Annotated in this window: 25 protein-coding genes; 19 read left to right on the top strand and 6 right to left on the bottom strand. The window is 68.9% G+C overall.

Annotated elements, in window-relative coordinates:
• Positions 1-274: 274 nt before the first annotated feature.
• The 5 genes from FBZ89_RS20490 to FBZ89_RS20470 all read right to left on the bottom strand — a co-directional run bounded on the left by FBZ89_RS20490 (position 275) and on the right by FBZ89_RS20470 (position 7,219).
• A complete protein-coding gene (locus FBZ89_RS20490) occupies positions 275-1,606 on the bottom strand; it encodes a cytochrome c (RefSeq protein WP_145751705.1) in 1,332 nt (443 codons plus the stop codon).
• Positions 1,606-3,780 carry a xanthine dehydrogenase family protein molybdopterin-binding subunit gene (locus FBZ89_RS20485; RefSeq protein WP_145751703.1) on the bottom strand — a complete coding sequence of 725 codons (2,175 nt, stop codon included), beginning with the start codon at positions 3,778-3,780 and terminating at the stop codon, positions 1,606-1,608. The genes FBZ89_RS20490 and FBZ89_RS20485 overlap by 1 nt, the downstream gene beginning before the upstream one ends.
• Positions 3,781-3,788: 8 nt before the next feature.
• Positions 3,789-4,244 (bottom strand): (2Fe-2S)-binding protein, encoded by a 456-nt coding sequence (locus tag FBZ89_RS20480; protein ID WP_145751701.1) that lies wholly within the window; start codon positions 4,242-4,244, stop codon positions 3,789-3,791.
• Between the two features lie 280 nt (positions 4,245-4,524).
• Positions 4,525-6,474, bottom strand: coding sequence for a sensor histidine kinase (locus tag FBZ89_RS20475; RefSeq protein ID WP_145751700.1), 1,950 nt, complete (start codon positions 6,472-6,474; stop codon positions 4,525-4,527).
• Between the two features lie 25 nt (positions 6,475-6,499).
• A complete protein-coding gene (locus FBZ89_RS20470; RefSeq protein WP_145751698.1) occupies positions 6,500-7,219 on the bottom strand; it encodes a LuxR C-terminal-related transcriptional regulator in 720 nt (239 codons plus the stop codon).
• A gap of 189 nt (positions 7,220-7,408) precedes the next feature.
• Here FBZ89_RS20470 and FBZ89_RS20465 point away from each other — a divergent pair, with 189 nt between their 5' ends.
• The 17 genes from FBZ89_RS20465 (at position 7,409) to FBZ89_RS20385 (ending at position 20,393) form a co-directional block, all read left to right on the top strand.
• Positions 7,409-7,687 (top strand): NHLP leader peptide family RiPP precursor, encoded by a 279-nt coding sequence (locus tag FBZ89_RS20465; protein WP_186457473.1) that lies wholly within the window; start codon positions 7,409-7,411, stop codon positions 7,685-7,687.
• 59 nt (positions 7,688-7,746) lie between these two features.
• On the top strand, positions 7,747-8,025 hold the full coding sequence (locus FBZ89_RS20460; RefSeq protein ID WP_145751694.1) for an NHLP leader peptide family RiPP precursor: 279 nt from the start codon (positions 7,747-7,749) through the stop codon (positions 8,023-8,025).
• 25 nt (positions 8,026-8,050) lie between these two features.
• Positions 8,051-8,326, top strand: a complete 276-nt coding sequence (locus FBZ89_RS20455) for an NHLP leader peptide family RiPP precursor (RefSeq protein WP_145751693.1) — start codon at positions 8,051-8,053, stop codon at positions 8,324-8,326.
• Positions 8,327-8,345: 19 nt separating this feature from the next.
• Positions 8,346-8,633: an NHLP leader peptide family RiPP precursor gene (locus FBZ89_RS20450; protein ID WP_145751692.1), complete on the top strand. Its 288-nt coding sequence runs from the start codon at positions 8,346-8,348 to the stop codon at positions 8,631-8,633.
• Positions 8,634-8,734: 101 nt separating this feature from the next.
• Entirely contained in the window at positions 8,735-8,989 is a 255-nt protein-coding gene (locus FBZ89_RS20445; protein WP_145751691.1) for an NHLP leader peptide family RiPP precursor, read from the top strand.
• Positions 8,990-9,027: 38 nt separating this feature from the next.
• A complete protein-coding gene (locus FBZ89_RS20440) occupies positions 9,028-9,312 on the top strand; it encodes an NHLP leader peptide family RiPP precursor (protein ID WP_145751690.1) in 285 nt (94 codons plus the stop codon).
• A gap of 122 nt (positions 9,313-9,434) precedes the next feature.
• Positions 9,435-9,716, top strand: a complete 282-nt coding sequence (locus FBZ89_RS20435; protein ID WP_145751689.1) for an NHLP leader peptide family RiPP precursor — start codon at positions 9,435-9,437, stop codon at positions 9,714-9,716.
• A gap of 65 nt (positions 9,717-9,781) precedes the next feature.
• Positions 9,782-10,060, top strand: a complete 279-nt coding sequence (locus FBZ89_RS20430; RefSeq protein WP_145751688.1) for an NHLP leader peptide family RiPP precursor — start codon at positions 9,782-9,784, stop codon at positions 10,058-10,060.
• Positions 10,061-10,067: 7 nt separating this feature from the next.
• The gene (locus tag FBZ89_RS20425; RefSeq protein ID WP_145751687.1) at positions 10,068-10,349 is read left to right on the top strand and encodes an NHLP leader peptide family RiPP precursor; all 282 of its coding nucleotides are present in this window, start codon (positions 10,068-10,070) and stop codon (positions 10,347-10,349) included.
• Between the two features lie 23 nt (positions 10,350-10,372).
• Positions 10,373-10,666, top strand: coding sequence for an NHLP leader peptide family RiPP precursor (locus tag FBZ89_RS20420; protein ID WP_145751686.1), 294 nt, complete (start codon positions 10,373-10,375; stop codon positions 10,664-10,666).
• 48 nt (positions 10,667-10,714) lie between these two features.
• A complete protein-coding gene (locus FBZ89_RS20415) occupies positions 10,715-10,996 on the top strand; it encodes an NHLP leader peptide family RiPP precursor (protein ID WP_145751685.1) in 282 nt (93 codons plus the stop codon).
• Between the two features lie 35 nt (positions 10,997-11,031).
• Positions 11,032-13,272, top strand: a complete 2,241-nt coding sequence (locus FBZ89_RS20410) for a TOMM precursor leader peptide-binding protein (RefSeq protein WP_145751684.1) — start codon at positions 11,032-11,034, stop codon at positions 13,270-13,272.
• A gap of 11 nt (positions 13,273-13,283) precedes the next feature.
• Positions 13,284-14,141, top strand: coding sequence for a hypothetical protein (locus tag FBZ89_RS20405; RefSeq protein WP_145751683.1), 858 nt, complete (start codon positions 13,284-13,286; stop codon positions 14,139-14,141).
• A gap of 44 nt (positions 14,142-14,185) precedes the next feature.
• Positions 14,186-15,163, top strand: a complete 978-nt coding sequence (locus FBZ89_RS20400) for an NHLP bacteriocin system secretion protein (protein WP_145751682.1) — start codon at positions 14,186-14,188, stop codon at positions 15,161-15,163.
• Positions 15,163-17,319, top strand: a complete 2,157-nt coding sequence (locus FBZ89_RS20395; RefSeq protein WP_145751681.1) for an NHLP family bacteriocin export ABC transporter peptidase/permease/ATPase subunit — start codon at positions 15,163-15,165, stop codon at positions 17,317-17,319. The genes FBZ89_RS20400 and FBZ89_RS20395 overlap by 1 nt, the downstream gene beginning before the upstream one ends.
• Positions 17,316-19,505, top strand: coding sequence for an NHLP bacteriocin export ABC transporter permease/ATPase subunit (locus FBZ89_RS20390; protein ID WP_145751680.1), 2,190 nt, complete (start codon positions 17,316-17,318; stop codon positions 19,503-19,505). Before FBZ89_RS20395 ends, FBZ89_RS20390 begins: the two co-directional genes overlap by 4 nt.
• 66 nt (positions 19,506-19,571) lie before the next feature.
• The gene (locus FBZ89_RS20385; RefSeq protein ID WP_145751679.1) at positions 19,572-20,393 is read left to right on the top strand and encodes an isocitrate lyase/PEP mutase family protein; all 822 of its coding nucleotides are present in this window, start codon (positions 19,572-19,574) and stop codon (positions 20,391-20,393) included.
• A gap of 7 nt (positions 20,394-20,400) precedes the next feature.
• Here FBZ89_RS20385 and FBZ89_RS20380 read toward each other — a convergent pair whose 3' ends face one another.
• Entirely contained in the window at positions 20,401-21,069 is a 669-nt protein-coding gene (locus tag FBZ89_RS20380) for an O-methyltransferase (RefSeq protein WP_145751678.1), read from the bottom strand.
• Positions 21,070-21,163: 94 nt separating this feature from the next.
• On the opposite strand from FBZ89_RS20380, the gene FBZ89_RS20375 reads away from it, so the two are divergent.
• Together FBZ89_RS20375 and FBZ89_RS20370 are read left to right on the top strand one after the other, a co-directional pair.
• On the top strand, positions 21,164-21,796 hold the full coding sequence (locus FBZ89_RS20375) for a TetR/AcrR family transcriptional regulator (protein WP_145751677.1): 633 nt from the start codon (positions 21,164-21,166) through the stop codon (positions 21,794-21,796).
• Positions 21,797-21,899: 103 nt separating this feature from the next.
• A complete protein-coding gene (locus tag FBZ89_RS20370; RefSeq protein WP_145751676.1) occupies positions 21,900-23,363 on the top strand; it encodes a capsule assembly Wzi family protein in 1,464 nt (487 codons plus the stop codon).
• The last annotated feature ends 69 nt before the right edge of the window (positions 23,364-23,432 follow it).

Raw genomic sequence — 23,432 nt, 5'->3', positions numbered from 1 at the left:
CGCAACCGTTCGGCTGGCGACTAGCACCGGGACCATAACGCAACCGATGCGCGCAATTTATAGAAATTGTCGAAAGTGTACGGCAGTTATGCTGCCAATGATCCTCAAGTTATTGACACGATTAGTAGCATACACCCGTAAGGCATACGTGGTTAACGCCGCCACGCCGCCGCCGCGCACCAAGTGGCGGCTTCCCGGTGGGGACTCCCATATAGGCACCCGGGGAGGTGGCATTCCCGCCCCCGCGGGCTGGCCGGCGGGGCAACCGGGGACGCTACTCCAGGCGCAGCTTGGCGACATCGCCGGGCGTGATCTTCGACGGGGCCGCGCCGAAGCGCGCAGTCACGTAATTGGCCACCGCCGCGATCTCCTCGTCCGAATAGGCGCCGGAGAAGCCGGGCATGTAGGGCCGGCCGGTGACCTGGGGGCCGGAGCCCTTCAAGATCATCAGGGCGACGTTGGCCGCGCTGGGGTCGTTCACCGCCCGCTTCGCCGTCAGCTGAGCCTCCGCCGAATTGACGCCGGCGCCGCTCCAGGCGTGGCAACTGGCGCAGGCGCCCTCGAACATGCGCTTGCCGTCCAGGTTGTCGGCCACGGTGGCGCCATGCTCCCGCGGGGCGGGGCCGGCCGGGGCGGGCAGGCTGGTGTGCACCGCCGGCACGGTTTGAAGATAGCTGCGCATCGCCGCGATGTCCGACGGGCTGAGTTTCGAGAAGCTCAACTCCACCGCCTCGCGCATCGGGCCGGAGGCGACGCTCTTGCCCTTGGCGTGGCCGTGGGCCAGGTAGGCCTCGATCTGCTCCGCCGACCAGCCGCCGATGCCCGATGGGACGTCAGGTGTGATGTTGTAGGCGTTCCACCCTTCCGCCTGACCGCCGGCGAACTTGCGCCGGGTGTCCATGGCCTGGAACGGGGTGCGCGGTGTATGGCATTCGCCGCAGTGCGCCGCCCCCTCCACCAGATAGGCGCCCCGGTTCCATTCCGGACCGCGCTCGGCCACCGGCATGAAGCGGTGGTCGGGGTTGAACAGCATGCCCCAGAAGAACATCAGCCAGCGTTGGTTGTACGGAAAGGCGAAGGTGTCGGGCAGGTTCACTTTCCGCACCGGGGCCAGGGAGAACAGATAGGCCTTGATGGCCAGCACGTCCTCATCCGTCATCAGGGTGTACGACGCGTAGGGGAAGGCGGGGTAGAGGCGCCGCCCGCCCGGCGCCACGCCCTTGTGCACCGCCTTCAGGAAGTCCGCGTCGCTCCAGCGGCCGATGCCCGTTTCCGCGTCGGGGGTGATGTTGGGGGTGTACAGGGTGCCGAAGGGCAGCTTGAACGGCCGGCCGCCGGCGTAGGGCGTGCCGCCCTCCGCCGTGTGGCAGGCCTGGCAGTCGGCGGCCGAGGTCAGATAGGCGCCCCGTTCCAGCAGGGCGGCGTTGGCCAGTTCCTTGGGCACGCCGGTGGGCGAGGGGCCCTTGAAATCCGCCAGGCCAACCTGATGGCCGCCGGCGAAATCCAGGGCGCCGGGCAGGAACACCATCCGGGCCAGCACGGCGGCGCCCGCCACGACAATGACCCCGGCGGCCAGCAGGGCCGCCTTCTTTGAGCTACCGCGCATCAGGTTCGCCCTCCCTTGGCCAGCAGTGTCCGGTCTATGGGCATGCGTGTCAGTTGCACGCCGGTGGCGGCATAGATGGCGTTGGCCACGGCGGGCTGCACCGTGGTGGTGCCGGGCTCGCCAATGCCGCCGGGCGCCTCGGTCGAGGGCACGAGGTGCACCTCCACCGCCGGCATCTCATCGATGCGGACGACGCGGTAATCGTGGAAATTGCTCTGCTGCACGCGCCCCTTCTCAACGGTGATCTGGCCATGCAGGGCGGCGGACAGGCCGAAGACCAGGCCCCCTTGTATTTGCGAGATCACGCCGTCCGGGTTGACCACCATGCCGCAATCCACGGCCGTCACCAGGCGGCGCACCCGGACCGCGCCGTCGTCACCCACCGCCACCTCGGCGATGGTGGAGAGGAAGCTGCCGAAGACCGTCTGCAGGCAAATGCCCCGTCCCACCCGCTCGCCCGCCTTGGGGACCAGGGGCGTGCCCCAAGCGGCACGCTCCGCCGCCGTGTTCAGCACCTGCAGGGCGCGCGGGTTGGCGGTCAGCAAGGCGCGGCGGAAGTCCAGCGGGTCGCTCTTGGCCTCGCGCGCCAGCCGGTCGATGAAGCTTTCGATGCTGAAGATATTGTTATTGGGCCCCACGCCCCGCCAGAAGCAGGTGGGAACCCCCTGCGGCTCATGGCGGACGTAGTCGACGTGGAAGCCGCCGACGGCATAGGGCTGGTCGCTGGCGCCATCGATGGCGTCGATGTCGATGCCGCCGGTGAAGGCCGGCGGCAGCCATCGGGCGATGACCGAGGGGCCCACCACCGTGTGGCGCCAGGCCACCGGCTTGCCGTTCTCCAGCTTGGCGGAAAGCCAGCTGCCATAGGTGGAGCGGTACATCGCCTTCTGGATGTCCTCTTCCCGCGTCCAGACCACTTTCACAGGGCCATCGACATGGGCGGCGATACGCACCGCCTTGTCGATCATGTCCACTTCCAGCCGCCGGCCGAAGCCGCCGCCCAGCAAATGGTTGTGGACGGTCACCTGCTCGGGCTTCAGGCCGGCGGCCTGCGCCGCCATGGCCTGGGCTTTGGTCATTACCTGGGTGCCGGTCCAGACATCGCAGGCGCCCGGCCGCAGATGCACCGTGCAGTTCATGGGCTCCATGGGCGCGTGCGCCAGGAAAGGCAGCTCGTAGCTGGCGCTGATCACGCCGGGGGCGCCCGGTTGCGCGTCCGCCCCTTCGTTCTTCACCGCCACGCCCGGCTGCTTGGCGGCCTCATGCAGGGCCGTGCGCAGGCTGTCGGTGGACAGCGTGGCGTTGGGCCCCTCGTCCCAGGTGATGGCCACCTTGTCCAGGCCCTTCTTGGCCGCCCACATGTGGTCGCCGACCACGGCCACCAAATCGTCCAGCACGACCACCTGTCGCACCCCCGGCACGGCGCGGGCCTGGGTGTCGTCCACGTGCTTGACCTTGCCGCCCGGCACCGGGCAGCTGGCCAGGGTGGCGAACTTCACGCCCGGCGGCATGGCGTCGATGCCGTACTGGGCGGAACCGTTGCCCTTGGCTTCGATGTCCAGCCGGGTCTGGGTCTTGCCCAGCAGGCGGAAAGCCTTCGGATCCTTCAGCGGCGGGTCGGCCGGCGGGGTCAGGCGCGCGGCGGCGGCCGCCAGGTCGCCATAGGAGAGGGAACGGCCGCTGGCCGTATGGAGAACGGTGCCGTCCCGGGTCTCGCAGCTAGCGGGCGCTACCTGCCAGCGCTTGGCCGCCGTCTCCACCAGCATGGCGCGCGCGGCGGCGCCAGCCTTGCGCATGGGTGTCCAATAGGCGCGGACGGAGGTGGAGCCGCCGGTCGCCTGAATCTTGAAGATGGGATTGCCGTAGAGCGCGTCGCTGGCGGGTGCCGCCTCCAGCCGGATGGCGGCCAGCGGCAAATCCAGCTCCTCCGCAATCAGCATGGTCAGGGCCGTGTAGATGCCCTGGCCCATCTCCACCTGCGGCATGATCAAGGTCGCGGTCCCATCACCGGCGATGCGGATGAAGGCGTCGGGCGCGAACACGGCGGGGGTGTTCTCGCCCGCCACCGCCAGGCGGCCCAGCGGCAGATCGACGGCCAGCAGCAGGCCGCCGTAGGCCAGGCCACGCAGCACGTCGCGGCGGGATGCGCCGGGCGCGGAAGGATGCTTGTCCATCGTGTACCTCACGTCAGGGAGGCGGCGTGCTTCACGCCCTCGCGGATGCGGACGTAGGTGCCGCAGCGGCAGATGTTGCCCGCCATGGCGGCGTCGATGTCGGCGTCATTGGGCGCCGGCGTCTGAGCCAGCAGCGCCGCGGTCGACATGATCTGGCCGGACTGGCAATAGCCGCATTGCGCCACCTGCAGGTCCATCCACGCCTTCTGCACCTTGGCGCCGGCCGGGGTGGCGCCGATGCCTTCGATGGTGACGACGGCCATCTCCCCCACCTCCCCGACGGCCGTCTGGCAGGAACGAACAGGGGTTCCGTCCAGATGGACGGTGCAGGCGCCGCATTGGGCGACGCCGCACCCGAACTTGGTGCCCGTCATCCCCAGGACATCACGCAACACCCAGAGCAATGGCGTGTCCTGCTCGACATCCACATCGTGGACGGTGCCGTTGATCGAAAGCTTGACCATGGATTTTCCCCGTTCTGGCGGCCGGCGGCCTTGCTCGGCCGGGACCGGCACCGCCTGCGGAGCGGTGCCGGTCCCGGAGGCGCGCATCCTGGAGTTTCGCGCAGAACGGTGTGGTTCCGGAATTATACCGCGAGTGGGGGCGGGACCATCGGCAGGGCGCCAGCCGTGTCAGGGGGATTTCATAGTATACTGTATTATAAAGTAAATTTGTGTTTATCCGCCATTTTTGCCTGCGGGGCGTTGCCGGCCGCGCAACGATATTCTTGCCGACCGTGTCGCCTTAGTCGGCCGCCACCCCTCGGGTCAGGGGTAGCCATAGCGTGAAGCGCGTCCCCATTGGCCCTGACACCCAGGCGACGGAGCCGCCCACAGCCTGGGCGCGGCGCTGCTGGTTGCGCAGGCCCCGGCCACCGGCGGCGGCCAGGGCCGCCTGTGTGTCGAAGCCCCGGCCGTCATCCTCGATGGTGACGCATACGCCGGCCCGCTCGTCCTGGACATCGGGGGCGGTGCCCAGACGGATGTGGCTGGCCTGGGCATGGTGCAGGATGTTGGCGATACCCTCCTGCAGGATGCGCAGGATGTGCAGGGCGCTGGACGGGTCCAGCCACGCCAGGGTCGGCAGGTCCCGCACGTCCCATACCAGGGTGATGCCCGAGCCTTCCAGGCGCGGTTCCAGCCGGTAGCGCAGCGAGGCCAGCAGCAGCAGCAGGTCGGCGTCAACCGGTTCCATGGAATCGATGGCCAGTTTCAAATCGTCCAGGCAGCCCTTGAGGATTTGCGAGACCTTGGCATCGTCCACGGCGCCCTGCTCGACCGAGCGGATGGCGCTGATCAACGAGGCGCCCACGCCATCGTGCATGTCCTGCATCAGGCGCTGGCGCTCGTCACTGATGGTCTGGCGCCGCTCCGCCGCGCGCAGGCGCTGGTGGCTGATCTCCAGTTCCGCCTCGCGGGCGCGCAGCCGCTCCGCCAGGCTGGCGTTCACCCGCTCCACCTCCGCGATGGCGGCGACGTAGCGCCGGTACATCACCGTGCCGCACATGGCGAAGGTGACGGCGTTGGTGTAGGCGCCCAGGAACCAGCCCTCGGGGCCCAGCACGTGGTTGTGCATCATCCAGTCGGTCTGGCCCAGCACGGTGCAGAGGGCCAGGCCCCCGGCCAGCAGCCGCGCCTCGGGAAAGCGGCGCCAGGCGCAGGCGACGCCCACCACGCTGACCGTGGCCGCCATCACCACGGCGACCGCGTAGATGCGGGGCACGATGACCGGTGTGCTGGGCAGGACGGGCAGTACGCCGACCACGGGCAGGGTCAGGAGGGTGAGGGCGCTCGTCACCCCCACCACGGCGGACGTCAGCACTGTCAGCCGCCGGCCGTGAATCGACCGCAGGAACAGGTGGAGGATGACGATCAGCCAGAAAAGCGCATTGATGGTCAGCCAGGCGAACCAGTCGCTGGTGATCGGCACATCCAGGTAGAAGTGCAGATGGGCCGCGAACGAGATGGCGGCCAGGCCGAAGAACAGCAGATAGCCGGTGTCGTGACGGCGGCGGAGCCAGACGAACAGGGAAAACACGCCCACCGCCAGGAAGGCCGAGTTCAGCGCCATGGGCAGTTCGCGCTGAAGCAGCTGGCGCATGCGGTGCCGGACGCTCAAGGCTGCCTCCGGCCCTACCCAGAGCGAGGACAGGGCCACCGGCGTGGTCTGGGCATGGTCCAGGCGGATCAGGATGTCGGACGGCGGCGCGGCGTCGGCGTCCTGGTCCAGCACCAGCCACAGGGGGGTGAACAGGCCATTCCATGGCCGACCCTGCCGCTGCCGCCAATCGACCAGCTTGCCGTTCACATAGACGGCGTAGGGCCCGTCGGTGTCGATGCGGGCGCCGTACAGCGCCGGGGGCCCGCCACCCGTCGGCAGGTCGCGCGCCGACACCCGGATCCAGGTGGTGACCGGATAGCCCGGCGCCATGGCCGGCACCGTCTTATCCACCGGCACCATGGGTTCGGCATAGGGCAGGGTGATCGGCCGCCAGGTGCCGGCGGGCACCTGGCCGTCCAGCGTCGCCGGCGGTCGGGCCGGCGTGTCGCCGATGGCGGCCAGAACCTCTGCCTGGGTCAGGCGCACAGCCTTCCCCGGTCCCCCCGCCACCTCGTGGATGCCGGCGATCAGCAGCGACATAACGGAGAACAGCAGCACGGCGGCGGCCAACAGGGAGGCGGGACGGTACGTCATCAGCGGCTGTCGCGGGCCCTGGGGGTCAACTGTTCAGCAGGCCCAGGGTCCTGGCCTCGTAAATCGCCTCAGCCTTGGAGGTGACCTCCAGTTTGCTGTAGATGCGCCGCACGAAGGTGCGCACGGTGAAGTGCGACAGGTCCAGCATCCGCGCCACCTCCACCGTGGTGAAGCCCTTGGTGATGAGGGCCAGCACCTCCTTCTCACGCGGGGACAGCAGGGACGGAGCCTCGTCCTGGGGTTCGGCCTCGGCGGCGGCCTCTGTCGTGGGCGGGGGGGGCAGGTCGGTTCCGCGGCCCCGGAAGCGCAGCAGGATTTGCCGGGCAATGATGGGGCTGATAGGGCTGCCGCCCGCGGCCACGCTACGGATTTCATCGACAATGCGGACCGGCGCGCTGTCCTTCAGCAGATAGCCCGCCGCCCCAGCCTCGATCGATTGCATGACGTGCACTTCATCCCCGAAGCTGGAGCTGACCATGATGCTGCATTCCGGCCAGCGCCGGGCGGCGGCGCGGATGATGTCGATGCCGCTGCCGTCCGGCAGGCCCAGGTCGACCAGCAGCACGTTGGCCGGCGGCCCGTCCAGCAGGGCCAGCCCATCGGCGCGGGTGACGGCTACGCCGGTCAGCCGCAGGTCGGCCGCGCTCTGGACAGCCTGGCGCAAGGCGTCCAGGAAACCGGCGTCGTCCTCGACGATCGCGACGGCGACACGGGACGGCGCCAGGGCGGTGGGCGTGGGCTGCATAAAGGTCACTGCCATACAGGGGTGTGCGACAGCCAGTGTCGCACGTTTGTTCTACAGACAAGATCCGGCCCCGTAAATACTCTCACACGAGATCGGCAGCCAGTACATGGGGGTGCCAATAACGGTACGGGGATGACCGGTATTTGGCAAGCAGCCGGCCACGTCACTCAAGATTGGGGGAATATGGGCATGAACGCGCAGGAAAACCTGAAGATCACCAGCCGTGTCATCGCGAAGGCCTGGGCCGATGAGGACTTCAAGGCCAGGTTGCTGGCCGACCCGGCCGCCATCCTGAAGGCCGAGGGCCTGGAACTGCCAGCCGGTGTCGCCTTCACGGTGGTTGAGGACAGCGCCGCCGTCCAGACCCTGGTCCTGCCGGCCCGGCCGACGGACCTGTCGGACGAGGACCTGGACCGGGCCGCGGGCGGTGCCTGCAACTGGTGCGTTTTCTGCGAACTCAGCTTCTGAGTTCTACGGTTCCGTCCGATGGGAACCGGCACATCCTTTTGAGATCAGGGAGAGACGAGATGGTGGGTGAAGACAGCGCCCGGGCCTATGGCCGGGTGGTGGCCAAGGCTTGGTCCGACGACGGGTTCAAGGCGCGGCTGATGGCCGACCCGGTGGCGGTCCTGCAGGCCGAGGGCCTGGCCGTGCCGGCGGGCCTGAGCGTGACGGTGCTGGAAAACACGCCGACCCGGTACACGCTGGTGCTGCCGGCCCGGCCGACGGACCTGTCCGATGACGATCTGGATGAGGCGGCCGGCGGCTGGTGCGGCTGCGTCATGTCCAGCGACTTCTGCCTCTAAGTCGTAGACCGGCGGGGGCGGGGACATGATGGGGAATACCGACAACACCTACGGCAAGGTCATCGCCAAGGCGTGGACCGATGCCGCTTTCAAGGCGCGCCTGCTGGCCGACCCGGTAAGCACGCTGGCGGCCGAGGGGGTGGCGGTGCCGCCCGGCGTTCACCTGGTGGTGGTTGAGGACCCGGACACCGTCCGCACCCTGGTGCTGCCGGCCCGGCCGGCGGACCTGACCGATGAAGACATGGCGGGCATCGCGGGCGGAACGCCTTGGCCCCGCTGCATGTGCTTGTGCGGTCCTTAAGACATAAGGAAACCAAGACATGATGAAGGAAGATACGGCGAAAATCGCCGGCAAGATCATCGCCAAGGCCTGGGCGGACGATGCCTTCAAGGCGCGTCTGCTGGCCGACCCGGCCGCCGTGCTGACGGCCGAGGGCGTGGAGGTGCCGGCCGGCATCACCTTCAGGGTCGTGGAGGACACCGCCGTGACTCAGACCCTGGTCCTGCCGGCCCGGCCGACGGAAATGTCTGACGCGGATCTGGGGGGTGTGGCCGGCGGGCGCCCAGTCCCCGGCCCGCCGCCTCCGCCCAAGGGCTTCACGTTTTGATGCTTCCCGATCCGGGTGGCTCCTGAACGCTCCGGCGCGTCCATCGTCGGATCACTTTCCTGAAAGAAGAACGGGCACGAAGACCTGAGGGGAAGGATGCGATGCTGAATGCGAACACTTTCAATCAAATCATTGCCAAGGCCTGGGCCGACGAGCGCTTCAAGAACCGCCTGCTGGGCGATCCGGCCGCCGTCTTGGCCGCCGAGGGCATCGACTTCCCGCCAGGCGTGACCGTTAGCGTGGTGGAGAACACCGCCACGCATCTGAACCTGATCCTGCCCATCCCGCCCACCGACCTGTCCGACGACGAACTGGACGGCCTGGGTGGTGGCTTCGGCTGGTGTTTCACCCTCTAGGGTCCGTCGCGAGGTTGGGCCATCCAAGGAAAAGCCACATGACGAACGAAGAAAATCTGAAGGTCACCGGCAAGATCATCGCCAAGGCCTGGACCGATGCCGCCTTCAAGGCGCGGCTGCTGGCCGACCCGGCCGCCGTATTGAAGGCCGAAGGCATCGACGTTCCATCCGGTGTCCGCTTGTCGATCGTTGAGAACACAGCGTCCAGCTACACGCTGGTCCTGCCGCCCAAGCCGGTGGACATGTCGGACGCGGACTTGGACCAAGCCGGCGGCTACTGGTGCCACACCGGTGGCCTTTTCCTCGACACATACCCCTGGTGACCGAAGCCAACGCCCTGGCCTACGGCCGGATGCGTCCGAAGGCGAACTGGACGGCATCGGCTTCGGCTGGTGCTTCACCCTCCAAAGTCCGGCCGACGCCGGATCATGCAAGGAACAATGACATGACGAACGAAGAAAACCTGAAGATCACCGGCCGTATCATCGCCAAGGCCTGGGCTGACGAGGGCTACAAGGCCCGGCTGCTGGCCGATCCCGCCGCCGTGCTGACGGCCGAGGGCCTTGATCTTCCGACGGGAACCACCTTCCGGGTGGTGGAGGATAGCGCCACGGTCCAGACGCTGGTGCTGCCGGCCCGGCCGGCGGACATGTCCGATGACGACCTGGATCGTGCCGCGGGGGGATTGAGCATGCTCTGCGATCCCCGCGGCGGCTTCTGCTTCTAAATCCGAAACATCAGGCGGCGGCGCATGCCGCCGCCGGCCGGTATCGACATGGAAAGGATATGCAAATGCTGAACGAAGAAAACGCCAAGGCCAGCGGCCGCATCATCGCCAAAGCCTGGACCGACGCAGGCTTCAAGGCCCGCTTGCTGGCCGACCCGGCGGCGGTGTTGAAGGCCGAGGGGGTGGAGGTGCCGGCTGGCGTCACCCTGAACGTGGTGGAGAACAGCGGGACCGCCTATACCCTGGTGCTGCCGGCCCGTCCCACCGACCTGTCGGACGAGGATTTGGACAACACCGCCGCGGGCGCCATCCTGTGCGTCATTCCCTGCGGCTCGACTTTTTGACGCCGCCATGACGGCGGCGGAAAGCGACGCGGCGATCGACGACATCATCGCCAAGGCGTGGGGGGACGAGGCCTTCCGGGCCCGTCTGCTCGCGGACCCGGCGGCGGTCCTGAGGGATGAGGGCGTCGACCTGCCGGTCGGCGCCCTGGTCCAGGTGCTGGAGGACACCGCCACCGTCCAGACCCTGGTGTTGCCGACGCGGCCCTGGGATTTGGTTGAGGACGCGCTGGAGGGTGCTGCCGGCGTCCTATCCGCCGTCTGTTACGACAGCTTCATGCAGGGACCGTGAGGGGTCTCATGGGGGGGGGAAGGATGAGCCAGGGGAACACCGCCATCTCCCGCCGGATCGTGGCCAGGGCCTGGGCCGATGAGGGCTTCAAGGCCCGCCTGCTGGCCGATCCGGCGGCTGTCCTGGGCAGCGAGGGCATGGATCTACCCGCCGGGGTCGCCATCCGGGTGGTGGAGGACACGGTCGGCACCCGGACCCTGGTCCTGCCGGCCAAGCCTGTGGACCTGACGGAAGAGGAATTGGGTCGCGTCGTGGGCGGGGCCGATCCGTCCTACTGCGCCAACTGGTGCCTGTGTTGCGCCAACTGCGCCATCTGACCGGCCTTGCATAGCCTTTCAAACCCTGACCGCGAGAGGAATTGCGCCATGACCCATGAGGAAAAAGCCAAAGCCTATGGCCGCGTCGTCGCCAAGGCCTGGGCTGACGACGCCTTCAAGGCCCGCCTGCTGGCCGACCCAGTGACCGTCCTCAAGGGCGAGGGCGTGGACATCCCGGCGGGCATGGCCGTCACCGTGGCGGAGAACACCGCCACCGCCTGCACGTTAGTGCTGCCGGCCCGGCCGGCCGACCTCAGCGACGAGGAACTGGACGTGGTGTCTGGCGGCTTCGACCTGGCGGCCCACTCGGCCTGCGCGCCGATGTTCTGACCCATTCCCATCCAGACGAACGCGGCACCATATCCATGTTGAAAATTCCCGCCCTGAAGGCGCACCTGCGCGCCGCCGTCATCCCTGGCGAAGGTGTCCTGCTGCTGACCGAGGACGGCGCCAAGGTGTTGCACGGTGCCGCGTATGAGAAGGTTGTGCCGCTGATCGACGGCCGGCGCTCGGCTGACGACATCGCCGACGCCCTGGCGGGGCAGGTGGATGCCGCGCGCGTCTATTTCGCCCTGGCCCGCATGGAGGAACAGGGCCATCTGGCGGCGCCGGTGCCCGATCTCGCCCCGTCCGTCGCCGGTTTCTGGCAGGCGGCGGGCGCCGACGCCCGGGCGGTTCAGGATGCGCACGCCACCCGCCGCGTGGCGCTCATGACGGTCGGCGGCGTGGACGCGGCCCCCCTGCGGGCGGCGCTGGCGACGGCGGGCTTGGCGGAGGAAGCGCCCGAGGGGGCCGACCTGTGGATCGTCCTGGCTGACGACTATCTGCGGCCGGAGTTGCGGGACATCAATGCCCGGGCCCTGGCGGCGGGTCGCCCCTGGCTGCTGGCGCGGGCCGGCGGGCGGGAGCAGTGGCTGGGCCCCTATTTCGAACCAGGCGCCACGGCTTGCTGGGAATGCCTGCAGCGGCGGCTGGCGCACAACCGCGCCACCCACCGTTTCGCGGCGGCCAAGCTGGATGCCCAGGGCCCGCTGGTGCCACCCGTGGGACTGAGCGTCACCCAGGCCGCCACCAGCCACGTCGTGGCGCTGGAGGCGGCATTGATCCTGGCGGGCCTGCCCACCGCCCTCAAGGGCCAGGTGGTCAGCCGTGACTGGGTGACCCATGCCCAGCAGACCCACGTCCTGACGCCCAACCCGCTCTGCCCCGCCTGCGGCACGCCGGCGGAACCGGTGGCGCGGCCGCTGGAACTGGGCACCGCCCGGGCGGCCTTCCAGTCCGATGGCGGCCACCGCAGCGTGTCGCCCCAGGCGACCTTGGCCGCGTACCAGCACCTGGTCAGCCCCATCACCGGCGTGGTCAACGTGCTGCAGCCGGCGACGCCGCCGGACGAGACGCTGGCCCATGTCTTTGTCGCGGGTTCCAACGCCGCCCGACCCATCGGCAGCTTGCGCGACCTGAAGCGCAGCCTGCGCAGCAGCAGCGCCGGCAAGGGCGTGTCGGAGGCGCAGGCCAAGGTCAGCGCCCTATGTGAGGCGCTGGAGCGCGGCAGCGGCGAGATCGCGGGCGACGAGGTGCGCGTGCGCCGCGCCTGGCGCGACTGGCCGGCGGGGGAGGCTATCCATCCCAACGCGGTCATGGGTTACAGCGAGGCCCAGTTCGCCGACCGTGAGGCGCAGAACGCCAAGCAATCGGTCTTCAACATCACGCCCCGTCCGCTGCCCGATGACCACGCCGTGGATTGGACGCCCCTGTGGTCGCTGACCGAGAAGCGGTTCAAGCACCTGCCGACGCAGCTGGTTTATTACGGCGTCGATGGCGGGCGCAGCGGTCCGGACTTCTATGCCATGGGCTGTTCCAACGGCAACGCCGCCGGCAACACCCGGGAGGAGGCCTTGTTGCAGGGCTTCTTCGAACTGGTGGAGCGCGATGCCACCGCCCTGTGGTGGTACAACCGCCTGCGCCGCCGGGGTGTCGCGACCGACACCTTCAACGATCCCTACCTGCCGCGCATCGCCCGGCATTACCGGGAAAAGCACGGGCGGGAGGCCTGGGCGCTGGACCTGACGTCGGACCTGGGCATCCCGGTGTTCGTCGCCCTGTCCCGGGAGGTCAGCGCCCCGCAGGAACGCATCCTGTTTGGCCTGGGCTGCCACCTGGACGCCCGCATCGCCCTGCAGCGCGCCTATGCCGAGATGAACCAGATGCTGGGCCTGGCCACCGCCGAGGTGGAAGGCAAGATCGAGGATCCGGAGACGTTGCACTGGCTGCAGACGGCCACGGTGGAGAACCAGCCCTATCTGGCGCCCGACCCGGTCCAGGCGCCGGCGCGGCATGAGGATTTCCCCGTGCAGCACAGCGGCGACTTCCTGGCCGACATCAACCACTGCCTGTCCATCCTGGATCGCGCCGGGCTGGAGATGCTGGTGCTGGACCAGACGCGGGCGGAGTTGGGCCTGCCGGTGGTCAAGGTGGTCGTCCCCGGCTTGCGCCACTTCTGGGCGCGCTTTGCCCCCGGCCGGCTGTACGACGTGCCCGTGCGCATGGGCTGGCTGGACCGGCCGCTGACCGAGGCCGAACTCAACCCCATTCCCATCTTCGTGTGAGGGGACCCGCTATGACCGACTTTTCCGAAAGCCTTTCCCTGCCCGGCGGCCTTCATCTGGAGGCCTCCGAAGGCCGGTTCCGCCTGCATCGCCTACCGCCTTGGCAACCGGGCCCGGCCGACAGCCTGTCGGCGCAAGGTTCGGCACGGGCGACGCGGCAACTGATGTCCGGCGCCATGTATGCCGGCTTCTCCGCCGCCGTGGCCGACGCCACCGGGCCGCGTCCGTCCTCCGTCCAGCGCGACGTGTTCCTGCGCTACGTCCACGGCCTGGCCGCCGGCTGGCGCACCACGGGCGTCACTCCTGGCGCCATGCGCCGCGCGGCCGACCGGCTGGAGGAACGGGGCCAGCACGCCATCGCCGCCTACTGCCGCCACGTGGCGGAGGAGGAGACGGGCCATGACACTCTGGCCTGGCTGGACATGGAGGCCCTGGGCCTCCCCGCCGCGACCTTCGTGGAACGCCTGCGCCCCCGCACGGCGATGGCCCTGGCGGAACGGCACCGGGCGCTGGCGGAGGCGGAGGAACCCATCGCCGTGCTGGGCTATGCCTATGTCCTGGAACGCACCAGCCTGAACGTGACCGCCGAGGTCATCGCCGAGGTGGAGGCCGCCTTGCCGGCCGGCGTCTTCGCCACCCGCTGCCTGCGGGTGCACAGCGCCGTGGGCAGCGACATCGGCCATGTCGACGAAAGCCTGGAGTTCATCGCCGGATTGCCGGCTCGGGACCGGTCCATCATCGCGCGGGAGGCGTTCAACACCGCCCGAATCATGGGCGGTGGCGACGACTACCCCGGCGACAACGCCATGCGCGAGTTGCTGGCCGACCTGGGGGTGATCCAACCGGTGCCCGCACTCGCCTGCGCCTGACGGATGTGGGGGTAAAGGGGCGGGTATGAAGGGACATTGGGGGCATGAGTAATCCGATTTTCCGCAAGGCGGCCCAGGACGGCCTGTCCTCGCCGGAACAGCTGGACCGGCTGGTCCAGGTGACGCCGGCGCGCGCCTGGATCGCCCTGTGGGCGTCCGCCGTCCTGCTGGCGGCGATTCTGGCCTGGGCCGTCTTCGGCACCCTGCCGTCGCGCATGGCGGGGCGGGGGGTGCTGATCCATGACGGCGGCACCTTCAACGTCGTGGCGGTGGTCGACGGCGTCGTGGCCGACCTGGAACACCTCAGCCCCGGCCAGCACATCGCCAAGGGCCAGGTGCTGGGCCGCATCATCGACCCCGCGCTGGGTCAGCAGATCGCCTCCGCCGAGGCCTATGTGCGCACCCTGGCCGCCGCCACCGGCCCGGGCGCCCAGGAAACCCGTGCCCAGGCGCAGCAGGAACTGGACCGCCTGCGCTTCGAGGCGGCGCTGGACCACCGGGTGGTCAGCGACCACGACGGCGAGGTGGTGGAGGTCATGGCCACCAACGGCCATGCCGTGAAGCCGGGTGACCCCATCGTCAGCATTGAATCCGGCGATTCCCCGCTGCGCGCCGTGCTCTACCTGCCGCCCAGCAGCAATGCCAAGCTGCTGCGGCCGGGCATGACCACGGAAATCTCCCCCGTCACCAGCCTGCGCGAGCGGGACGGCTATCTCATCGGCCGGGTGCGGTCGGTGTCCAAGTACCCGGCGACGCAGGCCGGCATGCTGGCCCTGCTGCCCAACCCCGCCCTGGTGGACGAACTGGCGCCGGAGGGGCCGCCCATCGCCGTGGAGGTCGATCTGGTGCCGGACCCGCAATCGCAAAGCGGCTATCGGTGGTCCTCCCCCGCCGGCGATGCGCTGGAGATCAGCAGCGGCACCCTGTGCGGCGGCAGCTTCGTGCTGGAAAGCCGGCGGCCCATCGCCCTGCTGTTCCCCTTCCTGGATAAGGTCGCCCGGAACAAGGCGGTGGGGAACTGATGGCCGGGCTTCCCTTCAGGCGCCGGCTGCGCACGCCCACCATCCTGCAGATGGAGGCGGTGGAGTGCGGCGCCGCCAGCCTGGCCATCCTGCTGGCCTATTACGGCCGCCATGTCTCATTGGAGGAGCTGCGGGCCGCCTGCGGCGTCTCCCGCGACGGCAGCAAGGCCAGCAACGTGGTCAAGGCCGCCCGCGCCTACGGCCTGACCGCCGGCGGCAAGCGCTATGACATCGGGCAGTTGCGCCAGGCGCCCATGCCCGCCATCGTCTTCTGGAACTTCAACCACTTCCTGGTGGTCGAGGGTTTCGGCAAGGGCCTGGTCCACATCAACGACCCGGCCACCGGCCCCCGCACGGTGACGGACGCGGAGTTCAGCGAGGGCTACACCGGCGTCACCCTGGCCATGGCGCCGGGGCCCGATTTCCAGAAGGGCGGCAACGAGCCCAGCCTGGCCCGGGCGCTGGCCAGCCGGTTGCGGGGCGTGCGGGCCGCCTTCGCCTTCGTCGTCATCGCCACCCTGGCCCTGGTGCTGCCGGGTCTGGCGTTGCCGGTGTTCACCCAGGTGTTCATCGACGAGATCCTGATCAAGCGCCTGGATGGCTGGTTGCAGCCGCTGTTGCTGGGCATGCTGATCACGGCGCTGCTGCGCATGGGCCTGACCGCCCTGCAGCAGTCGCAACTGCTGCGCTTGGAGATGCGGCTGTCGCTGCAATCCTCCGCCAGCTTCTTCTGGCATGTCCTGCGCCTGCCCATCGAATTCTTCAACCAGCGCTATGTCGGTGACATCAGCGTGCGCGTGGCCGCCAACGACCGCGTGGCCCATCTGCTGGCGGGCGATCTCGCCACCAACGCCGTCAACGTCCTGTCCGTCCTGTTCTACGCCGCCATCATGGCCACCTACGACGTGGGCCTGACCCTGGCCGGCATCGCCATCACGGCTCTGAACCTGCTGGTCCTCAGGGCCATCGCGCGCAAGCGGCGGGATGACAATCTGCGGCTGCTGCAGGACCGGGGCAAGCTGATGGCCGTCACCATGGGGGGCGTCGAGACCATCGAGACCCTGAAGGCCACGGGCGGCGAGGGGGATTTCTTCGCCCGCTGGTCCGGCCATCTGGCCAAGGTCATCAATGGCGAGCAGCGGCTGGAACTGAACACCCGCCTGCTGGCCGTATTACCCAACCTGCTGAACGCGTTGGTTTCCGTCGCCATCCTGGGCCTGGGCGGGCTGCGGGTGATCGACGGGCGCATGTCCATCGGCATGCTGGTGGCCTTCCAGGGGCTGATGGCCAGCTTCACCCAGCCGGTGACCAACCTGATGGGCCTGGCCGGCAAGCTGCAGGAGGCGCAGGGCGACATGGCCCGCCTGGACGATGTCCTCAATTTCCCGGCCGCGGTTGACGGGTCTGGAGACAGCGTGCCCGAGGGCGGGGCGTTGGCTGGGCGGCTGGAGCTGCGCAACCTGCGCTTCGGCTATAGCCGGCTGGAGGCGCCCTTGATCGAGGATTTCAGCCTGACGCTGGAACCCGGCCGCCGCGTCGCCCTGGTGGGCGGCTCGGGCAGCGGCAAATCCACCGTGGCCCGCCTGGTCACCGGCGTGCTTAAACCATGGGAGGGGCAGGTGCTGCTGGACGGCATTCCACGCGATCAGATCGCCCGCGACCGGCTGCACGCCACCCTGGGCAGCGTCGACCAGGACGTCTACCTGTTCGCCGGCACCATCCGCGACAATCTCAGCCTGTGGGACGGCACCCTGCCGCCGGAGGAGATGGTCGGCGCCGCCCGTGACGCCGCCATCCACGACGTCATCGCGGCCCGGACCGGCGGCTATGACGCGCCGGTGGAGGAGGCGGGGGCCAACTTCAGCGGCGGGGAGCGCCAGCGGCTGGAGATCGCCCGCGCCCTGGCCGGGCGGCCGCGCGTGCTGGTGCTGGATGAGGCGACATCCGCCCTGGATCCGGTGACCGAGAAGGCCATCGACGGCAATCTGCGCCGCCGTGGTTGCGCCTGCCTGATCGTGGCCCACCGCCTGTCCACCATCCGCGACTGTGACGAGATCATCGTCATGGATCGCGGGCGCATCGCCGAACGGGGCAGCCATGACACGCTCATGGCCCTGGGCGGTCGTTACAGCACCCTGATCGCGACCGACCAATGACCGACACTCCCCTCGAGCAACGGCTACAGGACAAGGCCCGCGCCGACGGCCGCATGTTCGCCTCGTCCATCGGCGACCTGGCCCAAGTGCTGGCCGGGCAGGCGGCGGATTCCGCTGTCCTGCTGGGCACGGGCGACGCCCTGGTCGATGCCTGCCGGCAGGTCTTCCGCGCCGCCGGCATCACGCCGGCCGTGTCGGCCCCCGCCGCCGACGACCCCATCCAGCGCCTGGAAAGCCTGGCCCGCCAGGCCGGGGCCGCCTGGCGTGTCGTCGCCCTGACTGGTCGCGACTGGTGGCGGGACGGCGCCATGCCCCTGCTGGCCTTCCGCAAGGACGGCGCGCCCGTAGCGCTGCTGCCGGTCGCGCGCGGCGACGGGTTATGGTTGTGGGACCCCGCCGCCGGCACGCGGGTGCGTCTGGATGCCCAGCAGGCGGCAGGGCTGGAGGCCCAGGCCTTCGTCTTCTACCGGCCACTGCCGGATGAGCGGATTACGCTCTGGAGCCTTGCGCGTTTCGCCTTGCGCGGCAGCGGCCGCGACATCGCCCGGCTGCTGCTGCTGGGCGCGCTGGGTGGCGTTCTGGGCCTGGGCGTACCCGTGGCCACCGGCGCCCTGATCAACACCGTCATTCCGGCGGGGGAGCCGGGGCGGCTGGGACAGTTCATCCTGCTGCTGCTGACCGCCACCCTGGGCGTCAGCGCCTTTGAGTTGACCCGTGCCATCGCGCTCTTGCGCGTGGACGCGCGGGCGGCCATCGGCGTCCAGGCGGCGGTGATGCAGCGCGTGCTGCGCCTGCCGGCCCCCTTCTTCCGGACCTATGCGGCGGGCGATCTGACGCAGCGCATCTTCGGCGCCACGCAAATCCTCCACAGCATCAGCGAAAGCGCCCAGTCGGCCCTGATCAGCTGGATCTTCAGCCTGGCCAGCTTCGCCTTCCTGTTCACCATAGACTGGCGGCTGGGCCTGCTGGTGGCCGTGCTGGCCGGCATCGCCATGGCGGCGGCGGTGGGCATCAACCTGCTGCGCCTGCGGCTGGAGCGGCGCATGATCGCGGTGCAGGGCGACCTGGCCTCCCGCGTTTTCCAGTTGCTGACCGGCATGGCCAAGCTGCGCGCCAATGGCGCGGAGAAGCGTGCCTTCGCCCTGTGGGCCACCCGCTTCGCCCAGCAGAAGACGCTCAGCTTCGGCGTGCAGCGCCTTGCCAACGGGCTGGAGGTGTTCAACGCAGGCTATGTCGTCCTGGCCTCCCTCTGCCTGTTCGCGGTGGTGGAGGCTGCGGCGCCGCTCAGCACGGGCGCCTTCGCCGCCTTCAACGCCGCCTTCAGCCAGTTCTTCGCCGCCACCCTGGCCATGACCATGGCGCTGACCAACGCGCTGAGCGCGGCCCCCCTTTATGAACGCCTGCGTCCCCTGCTGCAGGCGATGCCCGAACCCAACCGGGTGCAGGCCGCCCCGCGGCCCTTCACGGGCGCCATCGACATCAGCCATGTCAGCTTCCGCTACAGCGCCGACGGCCCGCTGATCCTGGACGACGTGTCGATCAGCATCCGCCCGGGGGAATTCGTGGCCGTCGTCGGCGCGTCCGGGTCCGGCAAGTCCACCCTGTTCCGTCTGCTGCTGGGCTTTGAACGGCCGCAGGGGGGGGCCATCTATTACGATGGCCAGGATTTGGCGGGCCTGGATCTGGGGGCGGTGCGCCGGCAGTTGGGCGTGGTGCTGCAGAACGGCAAGCTGATTCCCGGGCCGCTGTCATCCAACATCATCGGCGCCTCCACCCGCCTGACGGTGGACGACGCGTGGGAGGCGGCGCGCCTGGCCGGCCTGGACCAGGACATCCGCGCCATGCCCATGGGCATGCACACCGTGATCGCGGAAGGGGCGGGCGTCATCTCCGGCGGGCAGAAACAGCGGTTGATGATCGCCCGCGCCATCGCCGGCCGGCCGCGCATCCTGTTGTTCGATGAGGCCACGAGCGCCCTGGACAACGCCACCCAGGCCATCGTGACGCACAGCGTGCGCGAGTTGCAGGCCACCCGCGTGGTCATCGCCCACCGCCTGTCCACCATCATCGAGGCCGACCGCATCTTTGTCATGGACCAGGGCCGCTTGGTGGAAAACGGCAGCTATGCTGACCTTATTGCCCAGGATGGCGTTTTTGCCGATTTGGCGCGGCGCCAGATGGTGTGATCGTCATCCTTGCCGACAGGGCGGCGGCGGATGGACTGTCCGTCGCCAACGGGAGGGATAGGGACCATGACACGCACCATCACGGAAAAGCGCGCGGCCTTCCGCGCCCTGCATCAGGAGGGCTGCTTCCTGCTGCCCAACCCCTGGGACGTGGGCAGCGCCCGGATGCTGCGGCACATGAGCTTCAAGGCCCTGGCCACCACCAGTTCCGGCTACGCCTGGACGCAGGGACGGCCGGACTATGGCGTGACGCGGGACGACGTGCTGGCGCACCTGCGCACCCTGGTGCCGGCCACGGACCTGCCAGTGAACGCGGACTTTGAGTCCGGCTTTGCCCATGAGATCAGCGACCTCGCGGCCAATGTTCGCATGGCGGTTGAGGCTGGTGTCGCCGGCCTATCGATCGAGGACATCCGCGCCGATGGCCAGCCTGGCCACTATGACATCGCCACGGCGGTGGAGCGTATCCGCGCGGCCCGGGCGGCCATCGACCAGGTCGATGCGCAGGCCCTGCTGGTCGCCCGCACCGAGATCCTGTTGAGCGACCCGTCCCGCGTGACCGAGGCCATCGACAAGATGGTGGCACTGGCCGACGCGGGCGCCGATTGCCTCTACGCCCCCGGCCTGGTGGACAAGGCCGATGTCGTGGCCCTGGTGCGCGCCGTGGCGCCCAAGCCGGTGAACCTGCTGGTCATGCGCCCGGGTCCCAGCCTGGCGGAAATCGCCGACTGGGGTGTGCGCCGGATCAGCGTCGGCAGCGGGCTGGCGCGCGCCGCCTGGGGCGGTTTCCTGCGCGCGGTGGAGACGCTGCAGGCCGGATCGTTCGACGGGCTGGCCGCCGGCGCCTCCGGCAAGCAGCCCAACGAGATCTTCGCCAATTTCACGTGAAGGGGCTTCAGCGCAGCTTGAGCGACAGCTCAACATCCTCGCCGAAGGGCAGGGAGATGTAGCCGTTGGCGGGGTCGCGCACCCGGGCCAGATAGTCCGGGCTGTGGTCGGCGTTGTCGGCGAGGATGTAGGCGCCGGGTCGCAGGCGGCTTTCCACCAGGTCCAGGATCTCAGGATACAGGGCCTTGGCGCCATCCAGCAGCAACAGGTCTATGGTCTGCGGCAGGTCGGTGGCCAAGGTCTGCAGGGCGTCGCCCTCGCGGATTTCCACCAAGTCGATCAGGCCGCCAGCCGCCAGGTTTTCCCGCGCGCGGGCGACCTTGGACGGCTCGAATTCAGTGGTGATCAGCCGGCCGCCGCCATTGTCGCGCAAGGCCGCCGCCAGGTGCAGGGTGGACAGGCCGAAGGAGGTGCCGAACTCCACGATGGTGCGCGCGTTCGAGCCGCGCGCCAGCATGTACAGCAGCGTGCCCGCCTCGCGCGACACCGCCAGGGGCAGGTCCTTCAGCGCGTTGTAGAACGTGCGATATTCGGTCCTGCTGCGCATCAGGTGGGTATGGTCGCCGCGCGCCATGAGGTCGGCCAGAGCGGGGATGGAGGACGGGGTGATCTGGGCGGCCTCCGCGAACAGGCGGTCCAGCAAGGGGGCCACGGGGGCGGTGGTCAGGGTGTTCATCGAGGGAAATCCGGTTTGATGCGGCGCGGTCTTGCGCCGGTCTCAAAATACGACTAATTCGTCATGTTCCCTATTCGCATTGCCTCGGCCCGCCATGCCCGACCGCGCCAGCCCCCGCATTTCCTCACGAAAGCAGCCACAGCAGGCCCGCTCCGCCGGGCTGGTCGCCACCATCCTGGAGGCGGCTGTTCAGGTTTTGGCGAAGGAGGGGGCGGCCCGCTTCACCACCGCCCGTGTGGCGGAAAAGGCGGGCGTCAGCGTCGGGTCGCTGTACCAGTATTTTCCCAACAAGGCGGCCATCCTGTTCCGCCTGCAAAGCGACGAATGGCGGCAGACCGCCGACATGCTGCGTGCGATCCTGGAGGATCGCGGCCGGCCGCCGCTGGACCGCGTGCGTACCCTGGTTCACGCCTTCCTGAAGTCGGAATGCGATGAGGCGGCGATGCGGGTGGCGCTGGACGATGCCGCCCCGCTCTATCGCGACGCGCCGGAGGCCAGGACGGCGCGGGCCTCCGCCGATGGCGTCGTCGCGGCCTTCATGCGCGAGGCGGTACCCAACGCCACCGATGCCGTGCGCGCCATGGCCGGGGACTTGCTCAAGACGACCATGAGCCAGGTGGGCAAGCACTATTCCGAAACCCCGCGCACGGATGCGGAGATCGCGGCCTACGCCGACGCCATGGCCGACATGTTCTGCGCCTATCTGCGCAGCCTGGATCACGCCTGAGACCGTATACGAAGTTACGTCCTATCCCGCCGTTTTCCCTTGGTTTTAAGGTGGCGCGCGGCCCCGGTGGCGGGGTCGGGTTCGGCCATAGGGGACCCTGAGGATGCGGACCGGGGCGATGGGCCGGCGGTTGGCCGGCGCGCTGTTTCTTTTGCTGGGCACGACGGGTTTGGCCGGCGCCTCGCCTTGGGGCGAGGTGGGCGACAACCAGTTGCGGGGCGATATCGAAATGCTGGCGGCGGCCGGCCTGATCGACGGCGTCACCACGCAATGGCCCTTGCCCTGGACGGCCATCGTGCCCGCGCTGAAGGCGGCCGATCTGGATGCCCAGCCGGACGCGGTGCAGGCGGCGGCGCTGCGCGTGCTGGGCCGCGCCACGCGCGAGAACCGGCCGGGCTTCAGCACCAGCGCCAGCCTGGACCTGACCAACGCGCCGGCCCTGGTCCACGGCTTCGACAGTCTGGGCCGGGGAGAGGGGCAAACCCAGGTGGCGCTGTCCTACAGTTCCAATACCGTGGCCGCCCGGCTGGCCGTCGGCAGCTACACCCAGGATTTCAAGACCGGCGCCACCAAGCTGGCACTGGATGACAGCTATCTGGCGGTGAAGGCGGGCGACGCCCTGGTCTACGGCGGCTGGCTGACCCATTGGTGGGGACCGGGCTGGATCTCGGCCCTGACCCTGTCCAATAACGCGCGGCCCATGCCCCAGGTGGGTATCCAGCGCCTGGACACCTCACCCTCGACCTGGCCGCTGCTGGAATGGCTGGGGCCGTGGCAGGCGGAGTTCTTCCTGGGCCTTCTCGACGGCCCGCGCCTGCAAAAGAACACGGTGTTCGACGCCCTGCGCGTCACCGTCAACCCGGCCCCGGGTTTGGAGATCGGCCTGGCGCGCACGGGGGAGATCTGCGGCCAGGAGCACCCATGCGATCCGGCGGAGTATTTCCAGCTGAACAACTCCCCCACCGACGTCAACCGGACCAATGACGAAGGCGTGGTGGACATCAAGTACAGCCATGACCTATGGGGTGTGCCGGTCCAGGCCTATATGCAGCTGATGAACGAGGACAGCTCACCCATCACCCATTCCGGCACCAGCCACCTGTTCGGCGCCACTGCCTTCGTACCTCTTGCGGGCCGCCCCCTGAGGCTGACGGCGGAGTATGTCGACAGCATCTCCACCACCGACATCTTCAGTTTCGCCAGCCGCATCTATGGCTTCTCCTACACCAATGGCGGCTACCCCGATGGCATGCGCTATCGCGGCCGCACCATCGGCTTCAGCCTGGACGATGATTCCCGCTTGCTATCCTTGCAGGGCAGTTGGACCGATGCCGACGGCTGGACCTATGAGATGACCTTGCACCACGCCGTCATCGGCACGGCGCAGTCGGCCGGGGCCAACATCGTCAGCCCCGTGCCCGTCAAGGTGAACATCCTGGAAGGACGCCTCAGCCTGCCGTTCCGCCACTTCACCCTGGACCTGCGTGGCAGCATCCAGGACGACCAGGCGCGGCCGGACCATGGCTTCCTGCCGGCGGTGGAGGCGGCCCTGCGCATCGCGCTGTGAAAATAGCGCGGGCTCATGGGAATAAACCCGCGGTCCGTATCCGTCATGGGAATGAGGGAGCCATCCCAA

This window comes from Nitrospirillum amazonense (assembly GCF_007828045.1).
GTDB classification, from domain to species: domain Bacteria; phylum Pseudomonadota; class Alphaproteobacteria; order Azospirillales; family Azospirillaceae; genus Nitrospirillum; species Nitrospirillum amazonense_C.
Note: the sequence above shows the minus strand (reverse complement) of the source record. Positions and strands in the feature narration are given on the sequence as shown.

Bases quoted from the DNA above. Each gene is read 5' to 3' on its own strand.
- FBZ89_RS20440 (WP_145751690.1), top strand. From the start codon at position 9,028: ATGACGAACGAAGAAAATCTGAAGGTCACCGGCAAGATCATCGCCAAG.
- FBZ89_RS20485 (WP_145751703.1), bottom strand. From the start codon at position 3,780: ATGGACAAGCATCCTTCCGCGCCCGGCGCATCCCGCCGCGACGTGCTG.
- FBZ89_RS20420 (WP_145751686.1), top strand. From the start codon at position 10,373: ATGAGCCAGGGGAACACCGCCATCTCCCGCCGGATCGTGGCCAGGGCC.
- FBZ89_RS20455 (WP_145751693.1), top strand. From the start codon at position 8,051: ATGATGGGGAATACCGACAACACCTACGGCAAGGTCATCGCCAAGGCG.
- FBZ89_RS20380 (WP_145751678.1), bottom strand. From the start codon at position 21,069: ATGAACACCCTGACCACCGCCCCCGTGGCCCCCTTGCTGGACCGCCTG.
- FBZ89_RS20390 (WP_145751680.1), top strand. From the start codon at position 17,316: ATGACCGACACTCCCCTCGAGCAACGGCTACAGGACAAGGCCCGCGCC.
- FBZ89_RS20395 (WP_145751681.1), top strand. From the start codon at position 15,163: ATGGCCGGGCTTCCCTTCAGGCGCCGGCTGCGCACGCCCACCATCCTG.
- FBZ89_RS20430 (WP_145751688.1), top strand. From the start codon at position 9,782: ATGCTGAACGAAGAAAACGCCAAGGCCAGCGGCCGCATCATCGCCAAA.
- FBZ89_RS20410 (WP_145751684.1), top strand. From the start codon at position 11,032: ATGTTGAAAATTCCCGCCCTGAAGGCGCACCTGCGCGCCGCCGTCATC.
- FBZ89_RS20425 (WP_145751687.1), top strand. From the start codon at position 10,068: ATGACGGCGGCGGAAAGCGACGCGGCGATCGACGACATCATCGCCAAG.
- FBZ89_RS20470 (WP_145751698.1), bottom strand. From the start codon at position 7,219: ATGCAGCCCACGCCCACCGCCCTGGCGCCGTCCCGTGTCGCCGTCGCG.
- FBZ89_RS20405 (WP_145751683.1), top strand. From the start codon at position 13,284: ATGACCGACTTTTCCGAAAGCCTTTCCCTGCCCGGCGGCCTTCATCTG.
- FBZ89_RS20415 (WP_145751685.1), top strand. From the start codon at position 10,715: ATGACCCATGAGGAAAAAGCCAAAGCCTATGGCCGCGTCGTCGCCAAG.
- FBZ89_RS20385 (WP_145751679.1), top strand. From the start codon at position 19,572: ATGACACGCACCATCACGGAAAAGCGCGCGGCCTTCCGCGCCCTGCAT.
- FBZ89_RS20445 (WP_145751691.1), top strand. From the start codon at position 8,735: ATGCTGAATGCGAACACTTTCAATCAAATCATTGCCAAGGCCTGGGCC.
- FBZ89_RS20435 (WP_145751689.1), top strand. From the start codon at position 9,435: ATGACGAACGAAGAAAACCTGAAGATCACCGGCCGTATCATCGCCAAG.
- FBZ89_RS20450 (WP_145751692.1), top strand. From the start codon at position 8,346: ATGATGAAGGAAGATACGGCGAAAATCGCCGGCAAGATCATCGCCAAG.
- FBZ89_RS20465 (WP_186457473.1), top strand. From the start codon at position 7,409: ATGAACGCGCAGGAAAACCTGAAGATCACCAGCCGTGTCATCGCGAAG.
- FBZ89_RS20375 (WP_145751677.1), top strand. From the start codon at position 21,164: ATGCCCGACCGCGCCAGCCCCCGCATTTCCTCACGAAAGCAGCCACAG.
- FBZ89_RS20490 (WP_145751705.1), bottom strand. From the start codon at position 1,606: ATGCGCGGTAGCTCAAAGAAGGCGGCCCTGCTGGCCGCCGGGGTCATT.
- FBZ89_RS20370 (WP_145751676.1), top strand. From the start codon at position 21,900: ATGCGGACCGGGGCGATGGGCCGGCGGTTGGCCGGCGCGCTGTTTCTT.
- FBZ89_RS20400 (WP_145751682.1), top strand. From the start codon at position 14,186: ATGAGTAATCCGATTTTCCGCAAGGCGGCCCAGGACGGCCTGTCCTCG.
- FBZ89_RS20460 (WP_145751694.1), top strand. From the start codon at position 7,747: ATGGTGGGTGAAGACAGCGCCCGGGCCTATGGCCGGGTGGTGGCCAAG.
- FBZ89_RS20480 (WP_145751701.1), bottom strand. From the start codon at position 4,244: ATGGTCAAGCTTTCGATCAACGGCACCGTCCACGATGTGGATGTCGAG.
- FBZ89_RS20475 (WP_145751700.1), bottom strand. From the start codon at position 6,474: ATGACGTACCGTCCCGCCTCCCTGTTGGCCGCCGCCGTGCTGCTGTTC.